This is a genomic window from Actinokineospora auranticolor (assembly GCF_041897805.1).
GTDB classification, from domain to species: domain Bacteria; phylum Actinomycetota; class Actinomycetes; order Mycobacteriales; family Pseudonocardiaceae; genus Actinokineospora; species Actinokineospora auranticolor.
Genome location: NZ_CP154825.1, coordinates 6,431,747 through 6,445,098, shown reverse-complemented (window position 1 = coordinate 6,445,098; position 13,352 = coordinate 6,431,747). Strand labels below are relative to the sequence as shown.

At 73.0% G+C, this 13,352-nt stretch carries 11 protein-coding genes; 8 read left to right on the top strand and 3 right to left on the bottom strand.

Going from position 1 to position 13,352, the window contains the following annotated elements; translation table 11 throughout:
• Position 1: 1 nt before the first annotated feature.
• The 5 genes from secF (at position 2) to V5P93_RS28050 (ending at position 6,150) form a co-directional block, all read left to right on the top strand.
• Complete coding sequence (gene secF, locus V5P93_RS28070) at positions 2 to 1,273, top strand: protein translocase subunit SecF (RefSeq protein WP_104479513.1); 1,272 nt, start codon at positions 2 to 4, stop codon at positions 1,271 to 1,273.
• Between the two features lie 4 nt (positions 1,274 to 1,277).
• Positions 1,278 to 1,802 (top strand): adenine phosphoribosyltransferase, encoded by a 525-nt coding sequence (locus V5P93_RS28065; RefSeq protein ID WP_104479514.1) that lies wholly within the window; start codon positions 1,278 to 1,280, stop codon positions 1,800 to 1,802.
• Positions 1,803 to 2,006: 204 nt separating this feature from the next.
• The gene (locus V5P93_RS28060; protein WP_104479747.1) at positions 2,007 to 4,310 is read left to right on the top strand and encodes a bifunctional (p)ppGpp synthetase/guanosine-3',5'-bis(diphosphate) 3'-pyrophosphohydrolase; all 2,304 of its coding nucleotides are present in this window, start codon (positions 2,007 to 2,009) and stop codon (positions 4,308 to 4,310) included.
• Positions 4,310 to 5,212 carry a phosphotransferase gene (locus tag V5P93_RS28055; protein ID WP_104479515.1) on the top strand — a complete coding sequence of 301 codons (903 nt, stop codon included), beginning with the start codon at positions 4,310 to 4,312 and terminating at the stop codon, positions 5,210 to 5,212. Before V5P93_RS28060 ends, V5P93_RS28055 begins: the two co-directional genes overlap by 1 nt.
• A gap of 50 nt (positions 5,213 to 5,262) precedes the next feature.
• Positions 5,263 to 6,150: a hypothetical protein gene (locus tag V5P93_RS28050; RefSeq protein ID WP_104479516.1), complete on the top strand. Its 888-nt coding sequence runs from the start codon at positions 5,263 to 5,265 to the stop codon at positions 6,148 to 6,150.
• On the opposite strand, the gene V5P93_RS28045 is transcribed toward V5P93_RS28050, so the two are convergent.
• A complete protein-coding gene (locus tag V5P93_RS28045) occupies positions 6,151 to 8,040 on the bottom strand; it encodes an intein-containing Rv2578c family radical SAM protein (protein ID WP_181043515.1) in 1,890 nt (629 codons plus the stop codon). It abuts the gene before it with no gap.
• A 577-nt stretch (positions 8,041 to 8,617) separates the two neighbouring features.
• Between V5P93_RS28045 and V5P93_RS28040 the strand changes: the two genes are divergently transcribed.
• Positions 8,618 to 10,144 (top strand): YibE/F family protein, encoded by a 1,527-nt coding sequence (locus tag V5P93_RS28040; protein ID WP_374065095.1) that lies wholly within the window; start codon positions 8,618 to 8,620, stop codon positions 10,142 to 10,144.
• On the opposite strand, the gene V5P93_RS28035 is transcribed toward V5P93_RS28040, so the two are convergent.
• Both V5P93_RS28035 and V5P93_RS28030 read right to left on the bottom strand, forming a co-directional pair.
• Positions 10,133 to 10,762, bottom strand: coding sequence for a hypothetical protein (locus V5P93_RS28035; protein WP_104479519.1), 630 nt, complete (start codon positions 10,760 to 10,762; stop codon positions 10,133 to 10,135). The genes V5P93_RS28040 and V5P93_RS28035 overlap by 12 nt on opposite strands.
• A 2-nt stretch (positions 10,763 to 10,764) precedes the next feature.
• Positions 10,765 to 11,463, bottom strand: coding sequence for an MBL fold metallo-hydrolase (locus V5P93_RS28030; RefSeq protein ID WP_104479520.1), 699 nt, complete (start codon positions 11,461 to 11,463; stop codon positions 10,765 to 10,767).
• 131 nt (positions 11,464 to 11,594) lie between these two features.
• Here V5P93_RS28030 and V5P93_RS28025 point away from each other — a divergent pair, with 131 nt between their 5' ends.
• Both V5P93_RS28025 and V5P93_RS28020 read left to right on the top strand, forming a co-directional pair.
• Positions 11,595 to 12,479, top strand: coding sequence for a peptidylprolyl isomerase (locus V5P93_RS28025; RefSeq protein WP_104479521.1), 885 nt, complete (start codon positions 11,595 to 11,597; stop codon positions 12,477 to 12,479).
• 111 nt (positions 12,480 to 12,590) lie between these two features.
• Positions 12,591 to 13,349 (top strand): peptidylprolyl isomerase, encoded by a 759-nt coding sequence (locus tag V5P93_RS28020; protein ID WP_104479522.1) that lies wholly within the window; start codon positions 12,591 to 12,593, stop codon positions 13,347 to 13,349.
• Positions 13,350 to 13,352 lie beyond the last annotated feature (3 nt).

The window sequence follows — 13,352 nt, the reverse complement described above, 5'->3', positions numbered from 1 at the left end:
CGTGACCAGCAACGAGAACCCGGCCCCGGTCCCGGCCACGCTCAGCGCCACCGGCGACGTCGCGGTCGGCGGCAAGCACAGCGTCTTCGACCGGCTCTACACCGGCACGGGCGCGTTCGACATCGTCGGCAAGCGCAAGCGCTGGTACCTCATCTTCGGCGCGCTGATGCTCGTCTGCATCGCCTCGATGGTCTTCCGCGGCTTCAACCTCGGCATCGACTTCGAGGGCGGCACCAAGGTCTCCATGCCGTCGGTCAGCGCCTCCGGCGAGATCTCGACCGAAGAGGTCAAGCGGGTCTTCGTCGAGACGCTGAACAAAGAGCAGCCCACCGTGCAGCGGGTCGGCACCGGCGCGGGCGCCTCGATCCAGATCAAGTCCGAGGCGCTGAAGGTCCCCGAGGTCGCCCAGCTCAAGCAGGCGCTGTTCGACGAGTTCAAGCCGGTGTCGCAGGACGGCACGGCCGGGCCCGCGCAGATCAGCGACAGCGCCGTCTCCGGTACCTGGGGCGGGGAGATCTCCCGCCAGGCGCTGTGGGCACTGCTCGCCTTCCTGGTGCTGGTGACCATCTTCCTGGCCTTCTACTTCGAGAAGTGGATGGCCGTGGCCGCGCTGGCCGCGCTCATCCACGACGTCGTGATCACCATGGGCGTCTACTCGATCGTCGGCTTCGAGGTCACCCCGGCCACGGTGATCGGTCTGCTCACCATCCTCGGGTTCTCCCTCTACGACACCGTCGTGGTGTTCGACAAGGTCAAGGAGAACACCCGGGGCCTGCTGGGCCTGACCAGGCGCACCTACGGCGAGGCGGCGAACCTGGCGCTGAACCAGACCCTGATGCGCTCGATCAACACCTCGCTGTTCGCGCTGCTGCCGGTGCTCGGCCTGCTCATCGTCGGCGTCGGCCTGCTCGGCGTCGGCACCCTGCAGGACCTCGCGCTGGTCCAGCTGACCGGCATGCTCGCGGGCGCGCTGTCCTCGATCTACCTGGCGACCCCGATCCTGGTCGACCTGAAGATGACCGAGCCCAAGTTCCGGCAGCAGGCCGACCGGGTCCGGCTGCGCCGGGCGAACCAGGCCGCGCGCCGGGCCGAGGCCACCGACGCCGAGCTGGGCGAGGAGGGTGCCCTGGAGGCCGAGCTGCGCCGCGAGAAGGCGTACGCGACCGCGTCCAGCGTGCCCGCCCGCACCCCGAAGGCGTCCGACGCGCGCCGCAAGGCGGGCAAGCCGGTCCCGAAGCCCACGGGCAAGCCGACCGGCAAGAAGCGGCACTGACGCCGTGGCGGACCCGGAGCTGACCAGGGCGCTCGGCCTCGTCCGGGAGGTCACCGACTTCCCCGAGCCGGGCGTCCTGTTCCAGGACCTGAGCCCGCTGCTGGCCGACGCGCGGGGCTTCCGCGCGGTGGTCGACGCCCTGGCCGGTGCGGTACCGGCCGGGGTGGACACCGTGCTGGCGCTGGAGGCCCGCGGCTTCCTGTTCGGCGCCGCGCTGGCCGCCACCCGCGGGTTCGGCGTGGTGCCGATCCGCAAACCGGGCAAACTGCCCGCCGTCGCGGACCGGGTCACCTACGACCTCGAGTACGGGTCCGCCACGTTCGAGCTGCCGGTGGGCGCGCTCGGCGCGGGCAACCGGGTCGTGGTCGTGGACGACGTGCTGGCCACCGGCGGCACCCTCGCGGCCGCCGCCGGGCTGGCCGCGCGGGCAGGCGCCGAGGTGACCGCCGCCCTGGTCGTGGTGGAGATCACGGCCCTGGGCGGCCGGGCGCGCGTGCCGCTGCCCGTGCACGCCGTTCACGGTGTCTGAGCCGTCCGATTGCCGGTAGCGGACTTCCGCCGCGCGTATCCCGGGTGTCGATTCGGCGTACCTGGGGTGCGCTTCATCGCCCGAATGCCCGGTCAGCTGCTCTAACGGAGTTATCCTCGGTACCCGGGCCGCGCACGTGACCCGGACGCACCGCCGCGCCCGCCACGGCGCCGAGCTGCCCGGGGAGCACGTTTGACCCACGACGTGGACACTGGCACCACCCCGACGACCCCCGGGGTGGACCAACCCGCGCAGGCGGGCAGGCAGCCGTCGGCCACCCGACGGGTGCGGGCCCGGTTGGCCCGGCGGATCACCGCCCAGCGCGCGGCCCCGGTCAAGCAGGTGCTCGAACCGCTGGCCGCCGTGCACCGCGAGCTGCACCCGAAGGCCGACCTGGCGCTGCTGCAGCACGCCTACGACGTCGCCGAGGAGATGCACCGCAGCCAGCGGCGCAAGTCCGGCGACCCGTACATCACCCACCCGCTGGCCGTGGCCACCATCCTGGCCGAGCTGGGCATGGACACCACGACGCTGGTCGCGGCGCTGCTGCACGACACCGTCGAGGACACCGAGTACTCCCTGGACGGCCTGCGCGAGGACTTCGGCGACGAGGTCGCGCACCTGGTCGACGGGGTCACCAAGCTGGACAAGGTGCAGCTGGGCAGCGCCGCCGAGGCCGAGACCATCCGCAAGATGGTCATCGCCATGGCCCGCGACCCCCGGGTGCTGGTCATCAAGCTGGCCGACCGGCTGCACAACATGCGCACCATGCGGTTCCTGCCGCCGGAGAAGCAGGCGAAGAAGGCCCGCGAGACGCTGGAGGTGCTGGCCCCGCTGGCGCACCGGCTCGGCATGGCCACGGTCAAGTGGGAGCTGGAGGACCTGGCCTTCGCCATCCTCCAGCCGAAGAAGTACGACGAGATCGTGCGGCTGGTGGCGAACCGGGCCCCCTCGCGCGACACGTACCTGCAGACCGTCATCGGCACCCTGGGCACCAACCTGGAGTCGTCCCGGATCACCGCGCGGGTCGAGGGCAGGCCCAAGCACTACTACTCGATCCACCAGAAGATGATCGTCCGGGGCCGCGACTTCGACGACATCCACGACCTGGTCGGGGTCCGGATCCTGGTCGACGACGTGCGCGACTGCTACGCGGCCATGGGCGTCGTGCACGCGCTGTGGCAGCCGATGCCGGGCCGGTTCAAGGACTACATCGCCCAGCCCCGGTTCGGGGTCTACCAGTCGCTGCACACCACGGTCATCGGGCCGGACGGCAAGCCGCTGGAGGTGCAGATCCGCACCCACGAGATGCACCGCACCGCCGAGTACGGCATCGCGGCGCACTGGCGGTACAAGGAGACCAAGGGCACCCACGCGGGCGTCGACGTCGACGAGATGGCGTGGATGCGGCAGCTGCTGGACTGGCAGCGGGAGGCGGCGGACCCGGGGGAGTTCCTGGAGTCGCTGCGCTACGACCTGGCCACCCGGGAGATCTTCGTCTTCACCCCGAAGGGCGACGTGGAGACGCTGCCCGCCGGGTCGACCCCGGTCGACTTCGCCTACGCCGTGCACACCGAGGTCGGCCACCGCTGCATCGGCGCGCGGGTCAACGGCCGCCTGGTCGCGCTCGAGCGCAAGCTGGAGAACGGCGAGGTCGTGGAGATCTTCACCTCCAAGGCCGAGGGCGCCGGGCCGAGCCGGGACTGGCTGGCCTTCGTCGCCTCGCCGCGGGCCCGGGCGAAGATCAAGCAGTGGTTCGCCAAGGAGCGCAAGGAAGAGGCGATCGAGGCGGGCAAGGACTCGATCACCAAGGAGGTCCGCCGGGTCGGCCTGCCGATGCAGCGGCTCGTGTCGGCGGACTCGGTGACGGCGCTGGCCCGCGAGCTGCGGTACCCGGAGGTCAGCTCGCTCTACGCCGCGATCGGCGAGGGGCACGTCTCTGCCCGCCACGTCGTCCAGCGGCTGGTGGCGCTGCTGGGCGGGGTGGACCACGCCGAGGAGGAGCTGGCGGAGCGCGCGACCCCGTCGACGATCACCCGGCGCCGCGCGTCGGGGGACGCGGGCGTGATCGTCAAGGGCGCCTCCGACGTGTGGGTGAAGCTGGCGCGGTGCTGCACGCCGGTCCCGGGCGACGACATCCTGGGCTTCGTGACGCGCGGCGGTGGCGTCAGCGTCCACCGCACGGACTGCACCAACGCCGACGAGCTGCTGCAGACCCCGGAGCGGCTGCTGGAGGTCGAGTGGGCGCCGTCGGAGTCGTCGGTGTTCCTCGTCGCGATCCAGGTGGAGGCGCTCGACCGGCACCGGCTGCTCTCGGACGTGACGAAGGTGCTGGCCGATGAGAAGGTCAACATCCTGTCGGCCTCGGTGACCACGTCCCGGGACCGGGTGGCGGTGAGCCGCTTCTCGTTCGAGATGGGCGACCCGAAGCACCTCGGTCACGTCCTCAAGGCGGTCCGCAGCGTGGAAGGCGTCTACGACGTCTACCGGGTGACCTCGGCGTCGTAGTGGCGGACATCGAGATCACCGCGGGTCTTGTCCGCGACCTGCTGCGGGACCAGCACCCGGACCTGGCCGAGTTACCCCTCCGCGAGGTGGACGGCGGCTGGGGCAACCAGATGTGGCGCCTCGGGGACGAGTTGGCCGTGCGGATCCAGCGCGTGGACACCGAGCCCGAGCACCAGCTCAAGGAGCGCCGGTGGCTGCCGCTGCTGGCCCCGCGCCTGCCGCTGCCGGTCCCCGTCCCGGTGCGCGACGGCGCGGCCTCCGACCGGTTCCCCAAGCTGTGGACGGTCATGACGTGGGTGCCGGGCGTGCCGCTGGACCGCGGGTCGATCACCCGCGGCGAGCACGCGGCCGACACCCTGGCGGCGTTCCTCCGCGCGCTGCACGTGGCCGTCCCCGCCGACGCGCCTGCGGGTTCGGGTCGCGGCGCGCACCCCAAGGACTGGGCGGGCGGCTTCCACCACTTCTTCGACTCCGTCGACGGGATCGGCTCCGACGAGGCCGCCAGCATCCGGGCCATCTGGGATGACGCCGTCGCGGCCCCCGCGTGGGAGGGGCCGCCGGTGTGGGTGCACGGCGACCTGCACCCCGCGAACGTCGTCGTCGCGGACGGGACGCTGGCGGGTGTCGTCGACTTCGGCGACCTGTCCGTCGGCGACCCGGCGTCAGACCTCGCGTCCGCCTGGGTGCTGCTGCCCGCGGGCGCCGCGGCGCGCTTCTTCGCCGCCTACGGTGAGGTCGACGACGGGATGGTCCGGCGTGCCCGGGGGCTGGCGGCGCTGAAGAGCCTCTTCCTGATGCTCATGGGCCAGAACGGCGACCGCGGCCTGCCCGGCGGCAAGCCCGCGTGGGGTCCGGCGGGACGGGCGGCGCTCGACCGAGTCCTGGCCGGGCTCCCCGGGTAGGTGTCCGATCCGTACAAGACAGGGTGGTCGGCGCGGCTTACGTTGTCCCGGTGAAGACTCTGAGCGAAGAGGCGTTCGGGCGGGCCGAGGACTTCGTGCTGCGCACCGCCCGGTTGTTGGAGCGGCGGCGGTTCGGCTACCTGTTCCGCGATGAACCCGCCGAGCCCGTGCTGGCCGCGCTGTCCGCCTACCGCAACCCCGACGGCGGCTACGGCAACGCCCTGGAGCCCGACGGGCGGGGCCCCGGGAGCCAGCCGGTGACGACGATGTTCGCGCTCCACGTGCTGCACGAGGTCGGCGCGGCGCCGGACGGGGTGGTGGAGTACCTGGAGTCCATCACCATGGCGGACGGGGGAGTGCTGTTCATCCACCCCAACCTCCGCGACTACCCGCGCGCGCCTTGGTGGCCGGTGGAGGACACCACCGAGGGGTCCTTGCTGACCACGGCCAACCTGGTCGGTTCCCTGTGGCGGGCGGGGGTCGCGCACCCGTGGGTCGACCGGGCCGCCGAGTTCTGCTGGGCGCGGATCACCGGTATCGAGTCCACCCACCCCTACGAGGTGCTGGGCTGCCTGGCGTTCCTGGAGCACGCCCCGGACCGCGCGCGGGCCGCGGCTGAGGCGGAGCGGTTGGGCAAGCTGGTGCGGGACAGCGGTTTCGTCAGCATCGGCGACGGCGGGGTGGTGCCGGAGGGCTACAACTCCGCCGAGCTCCAGCGGCCCCACGAGTACGCGTCCACCCCGGACAGCCTCGCGGCGTCGTGGTTCACCGAGGCTGAACTCGAGTCCAGTGTGGACGAGTTGGTGGACGCCCAGCACGCGGACGGCGGCTGGCGGGTGCGGTGGACCATCTGGACGCCCGCCGTCGAGTTCGAGTGGGCGGGCTGGAACACCGTGGAGTCGCTGAAGACCCTGCGCGCGTTCGGTCGCCTGGGGTGATCAGAGCAGCGTCAACTGGTCGTCCACCGGCACCCGCGGTTCGGGCGGGCGCACCGCGGCGCTGACCGCCAGGCCGTGGCGGCGTAACAGGGGAGCGACCCGGGCCGACAGCGACTGCCGGTACCTCGGGTCGGCGTAGCTCGACGTGCCGTAGACCCGCCGGTACAGCGGCACCAGCGCCGGGTGCTCCCGCGCCAGCCACGCCGCGAACCACTCGCGGGCCCCGGGGCGCACGTGCAGCGCCATGACCGACGCCGAGGTCGCCCCCGCCGCCGCGATGGCGGCCAGCAGGGAATCCAGCTGCTCCACCGAATCCGTCAACCCGGGCAGCACCGGCGCCACCATCACCCCGCACGGCAGCCCCGCGTCCGTGATCCGCCGCACGAGTTCCAGGCGGGCCTGCGGGGTGGCCGTGCCGGGTTCGAGGCTGCGCTGGAGTTCGCGGTCCAGCAGGGCGATCGAGACGCCGACGCCCACGCCGACGTCCTGGCGCGCGGCGAGCAGGTCCGGCAGGTCGCGGGTGAGCAGCGTGCCCTTGGTCAGGATGGAGAACGGGGTGCCCGCGCGGCCCAGCGCCCGGATGATCCCCGGCATGATCTTGTAGCGGCCCTCGGCCCGCTGGTACGGGTCGGTGTTGCTGCCCATCGCCACGTGCTCGCGCCGCCAGCTCGGCGCGGCCAGCTGCCGGGCGAGCACCTGGGCGGCGTTGACCTTGACCACGATCTGGCTGTCGAAGTCGCGGCCCGCGTCCAGGTCGAGGTAGGTGTGCGAGCCGCGGGCGAAGCAGTTGTGGCTCACCACGCCGTTGGCGATGAAGTCGCCCGTGCCGGTCGTGATGTCGAACAGCGGCAGGTCCAACCCCAGCGGCTCGACCGACACGACCCCGAGCCGGGCCCCGGACTTGATCGCGGCGTCGTCGATGGCGCGCTTGCCGGTCGCCGCCGGGTCGGTGGTGTGGAACAGGCGCAGGTGCTCGGCCAGGCCGCCGTCCACCCGCACGCAGGCCCGGTCGTCCGGGGCGCGGCGGGACTCGACGGCGTGCCGGAAACCGAAGGCGCCCAACGCCTCCGTGACCGCCGCGAGGGTGCGCGCGCTCAGGTTCGGCAACCGCAGGATGCGGTGGGCGAAGGTGCCGTCCGCGTCGAAGACCCCGGCCAGCAGCCCCTTGCGCCACTCGTCGGTCGGCGTGCGCGGCCACTCGACGGGCAGCGTCAGCGGCAGGTCGCCGGTCAGGTACTCGGCGACCCGCCCCGCCGCCTCCACCGGGATCCCGGCCGCGCCGTCGCCGCGGGCGATGCCGCACAGGTAGCCCCGGCGGTAGTCGGCGGTGTCCTTGGGCGGCTGCGCGAACCGACCGGTGCCCATGAGCTTGTTGCCCGCCGTCAGGTGCGGGCGGCGCGCGGCCCCCGAGGTGTCCCCGGTGACGTGCTTCCACCCGCGCTCGGTGAGGAACCGGTGGTCGCCGCTGGCGATGAGCTGCGTGCCGTCGGCCAGGGTGACCCGGTAGCCGGGTTTGACGGTGGACCAGTGGTCCAGCACCTCGGTCGGCACGTAGTGCCGGTAGCTGCCGCGCCGCTCGGTGCCGTAGACGCGGTCGCCGACGCGCAGGTCGGCCATCGGCTTGGTGGTGCCGTCGGCCATCAGGACGGGGGTGTCGCCGTGCAGGCAGTAGCTGCACGCGTGGGTGCAGCCGCGGTACGGGTTCACGGTCCAGCGGAACGGCATAGGCGAGCCTCCCGGCACCTTGTTGAGCACGGACTTGGCGAGCACCTCGTGGAAGACGACCCCCGCGAACTCCGGGGTCCGCACACTGCGCACCAACCCGGGCAACCCCGGGATGGCGGGCTGCTCCGCCCCGGCGCGGTCTGCCGACAGGCTGTTCCATCGCACGGGGATAGTCGAACACACGTTCGAACGCGGCGCAACCGGTTCTCGCCGACCGGCGCCCGCCGACCCGGCGGGCGGTCCGATCAGCGAGGATGGCGCGATGCAGGACTGGGAAACCCAGCCGATCCCCCGGATCCCCCGAGACGCCGAACCCGGTCGTCCCGCGGGCCCCGGGCACCCCGGTCCACCGGCCCCCACCCCGCACACATCCGGCCACCCCACCGAGCAGGCCCCACCCCACCGCGCTACGCGAGCAGGCGAACCCCGCCCACCGCGCCGCCCCGCGGATCGCTCGCCCAATCCCGACCCGCGCGCACCCGGCCACCCTGTCGAGGCGGACCCACCTCGCCGCGCCGCGCAGGCCCACGAGTCCCATCCGCCGAGCCACGCCGCCGATCGCGGGGAGAGCGATTCACCGCACGGCACCGCGGATCGCCCGCCCGCCGCCGACTCGCTCGTACCCGGCCACTCCGTCGAGGCCGACCCAGCTCACCCCGCGGCGTGGGCAGGCGAACCCCACCCGGCACACCGAGCCGCCAACCCGCACGGCCAGGAGTCGCCGCGCCGCGCGGCGGACCGCTTGTCCGCCTCCGGCCCGCGTGCACTCGGCCACTCCATTGAGGGCGACTCGCCGCACCGCGCCGAGCGGGCCCGCGAGCCCCGCCAAGCGAACCGCGCCGCCGACTTCCCCGGCACCGACTCGCCGCGCCGTGCCGCCGATCCTCAGGGCGGCGATTCGCCGCGCCACACCGCGGACCGCTTGCCCGTCCTCGACCCGCGCGCGCCCGGCCACCCCGCCGAAGCCGACTCACCCCACCGCGCTGCCGAGGGTGGTTCGGCGCGCCGTGCCGCGCGCGCCCACGACACCGGTTCGTCCCATCGCGTCGAGGTCGAGTCGCGGGACGCCGACGAGCCCGTAGCGAAGCCCGTGCTGCCGCCCACCGGCCACGGTCACGGCCACGGGCACACCCCCGCGACTCCCGCGTCCCCCAAGGTCCGCAAGCTCCTCGCCGCCCTCCTGGTCCCCTTCGCCGTCGCCGCGCTCGCGGGCATGATCATCCTGTTCCCGACCGCCGCCACCCCCGAGCACGTCGGCCAGCAGGCCGTCAAGGGCACCATCACCGCCGCCCAGGCCGGCCCCTGCGGCGTGGGCGACGCGGGCGGCGACTGCCTCGTCGTCTCCGTCCGGATGTCCGACGGCGCCGCCACCGGCAGCGAGATCCGCACCGCCATCCCCCTCGAACCCAGCACCCCCCGCTTCGCCGTCGGCGATGACGTCGTGCTGGCCTACAACGGCGCAGACCCGCTCAGCGGCGCCTCTTACCAACTCGTCGACTTCCAACGCGGGGTCCCGCTCGCGCTGCTGGCCGCCCTCTTCGCCGTCGCCGTGATCGTGCTCGGGCGTTGGCAGGGTCTGAAGGCGCTCCTGGCCCTGGGGCTCAGTTTCGCCGTGCTGCTGCTATTCGTCCTCCCGGCCATCCTCACCGGCGAGAACCCGCTGCTGGTCGCGGTCGCGGGGGCGGGGGTGATCATGTTCGCGGTCCTCTACCTGACCCACGGCCTCTCCGCCCGCACCTCGACCGCCGTGCTCGGCACCATGGTCAGCCTCGCCCTCATCGGCGTGCTCAGCGCGCTCTTCAGCGCCGTCGCCAAGCTGACCGGGCTCGACGACGAGACCGCCACCCTCGTCGGCAGCCTCGGCCACGGCATCGACACCCGCGGCCTGCTGCTCGCGGGCATCGTCATCGGCTCCCTCGGCGTGCTCGACGACGTCACCGTCACCCAGACCAGCGCCGTCTGGGAGCTGCGCGCCGCCAACCCCGGCCTCGACTGGCGCGCGCTCTACGCCGCGGGCCAGCGCATCGGTCGGGACCACGTGTCGTCCGCGGTCAACACCCTCGTGATGGCGTACGCGGGCGCCGCGCTGCCGGTGCTGCTCTACTCGTCGCTCTCCGGCGTCGGCATCGGCACGATCCTGCAGTCCCAGAGCATCGCCCAGGAGATCGTGCGGACCCTGGTCGGCAGCATCGGCCTGGTCGCCGCCGTGCCCGTCACCACCGCGGTGGCCGCGCTGGTCGCCGTGCGCGAGGAACCGTCAGTCGAGTGACGCCACGAAGCGGGTCACGGCCTCCGGCTTGAGCCGCTGCGCCAACCTGCCCGACGGCGCGACCGACGCGAGCCGGTACAGCGGCCGGTCCGCCGCCGCCTCGCCCTTCGCCTCCGCGCGCAGCTGCGCCACGACGAGCTGGGAGAACACCAGCCCGGCCGGGTTCTCGTTGGCCGCCAGCGCGTCGGCGATCTTGCGCAGCACCAGGATGCCCAGCTCGCGCCCGCCCGCACCGGAGTACACCGCCAGCCCCAGGTTGATCGACCTGCGCCCGGCGCCGACCAGCAGGCCCACCGTCCGCACGCCCCGGATGTCGGTGACCATCAGCTCCAGGCTGTCCGCGTGCCGCAGGTCGACCGACTTGCGCCCGATCGTCCGGGCGACCAGCACGGTCCCGTCCTCCAGCCACAGCCGACGCCGCCCGGAAGCCCAGGTCAGCAGCAGGAGCAGGAGGAACACGACACCCGCGGTGACCAGCCCCGGCCACTGCCCGCCGATCAGCCCGACCACCCCGCCGACGGCCGCGCCCAGCACCAACGCGGTCAGCACCGACGCGACCGCGCGTTTGCGGCCACCGGACTCGGTCAGGTTGAGCGGCAGCCGCTCCGGCTCGGTCACGGCTAGATCCCCCGTCCGCGGCCCAGGTGCCCGGCACCCGGCTCGGCCACGCCGGTGAGGAACGGGTTGCTCGCCCGCTCCCGCCCGATCGTCGTGGTGGGACCGTGGCCGGGCAGCACGACCGTCTCGTCGTCGAGGGTCAGCAGGCGCCGCAGCGACTGCGTCATGCGCGCCATGGACCCGCCCGGCAGGTCCGTGCGGCCGATCGACCCGGCGAACAGCGTGTCGCCCGAGAACAGCAGCTGCCCGCCCTCCTCGGTGGTGTGCCGGAAGCTGACCGACCCCTCGGTGTGCCCGGGCGTGTGGTCGACGGTGAGCGTCAACCCGGCCAGGTCCAGCTCGGCGCCGTCGCTCAGCTCGCGGACTTCCCTCGGTTCCCGCATGGTCAGATCGCCGAAGTACCGGCCCGCCTCCGGGCTCAGGCCGCGCAGGGGGTCGCTGAGCAGGTGCCGGTCGTCCGGGTGGATCCACGCGGGCACGTCGTCGCCGTCGCACACCGGGGTCACCGAGAAGGTGTGGTCGAGGTGGCCGTGGGTCAGCACCACCGCGACCGGGGACAACCGGTGCTCGCGCAACGCCTCCGCGATCGGCTCCGCGGCGTCCTGACCGGGGTCGACGATGACGCACTGCGCCCCGGCACCCGGCGCCACGATGAAGCAGTTCGCCTGGAAGGCGCCGGTCGGGAAGCCGACGACGAGCACGGGGGGACTCCTCCGGTCGCGGATTCTTGGGTTCTTCTCAGCCTAGTGGCCCCCACCTCCACGCGGTTCTTACCGGGGGTCCCCATAGACTGCGCGCCAGCCAGCAACAGGTCAGGTCAGGAGGGTGCCAGGTGCCGACCAACCAGCAGCGCCGGGAGGCAGCCAAGCGCAAGCTTGAGCGGCAACTCGCGAACAGGGCCGAACGCGCCCGGAAGCGTCGGGTCGTCGGCGTGGTGGCGACAGTGGTCGGTGTGGTCGCGGTGGTCGGCCTGATCTACTGGCTGGCCAACATCGGCGGCGACTCGAAGCCCGCGGACTCGGCGTCGCCGGACACGGCGGAGACCACGCAGGCCGACACGCCCGCCGACACCCCGAAGAACATCCCGACCGAGCTGGCCCCGGTGCCCAAGCGGTCCACGGCGCTGCCCGCGAAGAACGAGTGCGCCTACCCGGCCACCAAGGACGAGCCCGCCGCGAAGCCGGTGCAGCCGCCGCAGACCAAGGACGTCCCCGGCACCGGCACCGCCACGGCCACGATCAACCTCAACGGCAAGGACGTGAAGGCGACGCTGGACCGCGCGCTCGCGCCGTGCACCGTCAACAGCTTCGAGAGCCTGGCCAAGCAGGGCTACTTCAACGACACCACCTGCCACCGCCTGACCACCGGCGACGGCCTGCAGGTGCTGCAGTGCGGCGACCCGTCGGCCACCGGCGGCGGCGGCCCCGGCTACTCCTTCGACGACGAGGTCTTCCCGGAGATCAAGTACGGCCGCGGCATCCTGGCCATGGCCAACGCGGGCAAGAGCCCCGAGGGCAAGGGCACCAACGGCAGCCAGTTCTTCATCGTCTACGGCACCGCCGAGCTGCCCCCGAACTACACGGTGTTCGGCAGCATCGACGCCGACAGCCTCAAGGTCGTCGACGACATCGCCAAGGCGGGCACGGTCTCCTCGGGCAGCCCGGGCGACGGCAAGCCCAAGCAACCGGTCACGGTCAAGTCCGTCACCGTGGCCTAGGGCCCCGTGACTTCCCCGGACGGGGTGCGCGCCGATCGCGGCGGGCACCCCGTCCGGCTTTTCCGCGACCTTCCATTCAGGACGGTCGGGGGCGGCTGCGACACTGTGGACATGAAGCTGCGGAGTGGGGCGCACCTGGTCGGGTTGGCCGCGCTGGCGATGGCCACCGTCGGGTGCGCGACGACCGTGTCGGGTCTGGCGCTGCCCGCGCCGGGGGCCAGCCCCGCGCCGAAGCCGACCCCCGCCAAGGCCACCACCTGCGTCTTCGTGCCGGACGGCAGGCCGTCGCCCAGCGAGGCCGACGAGGACCGGGTCGGGCGCGGCCCCCAGTCGGTGGCCGAGGACCGGCCGTACACCGCGCTGGTGGCGACCAGTGCCGGTGAGATCACCGTCGAGCTGGACGTGGAGCACGCGCCGTGCGCGGCCCGCAACTTCGCGTTCCTGATCGACAACCGGTTCTACAACAACACCCCGTGCCACCGGGTCACCAAGTACGCCCAGCTCAAGGTCCTGCAGTGCGGCGACCCGACCGGCACGGGCACCGGCGGCCCCGGCTACACGATCCCGGACGAGCTGCCCAAGGACCTCAAGAAGGCCGGGAACGCCACCAACCCGGACGACGTCGTCTACCCGCGCGGCACCGTCGCGATGGCGGCGACGGACGAGCCGAACAGCGCGGGCAGCCAGTTCTTCGTCGTCTACGGCGACTCGGTCCTGCCGCCGGACTACACGGTGTTCGGCGAGACCGACGCCGAGGGCCTGGCGGTGGTGGACAAGGTCGCCGGGGGCGAGCTGACCCCGGAGCTGGGCCCGGAGGACGGCAAGCCGACGCCCGCGGTGACGATCCAGAAGATCACCTACTCCGGCTGAGCC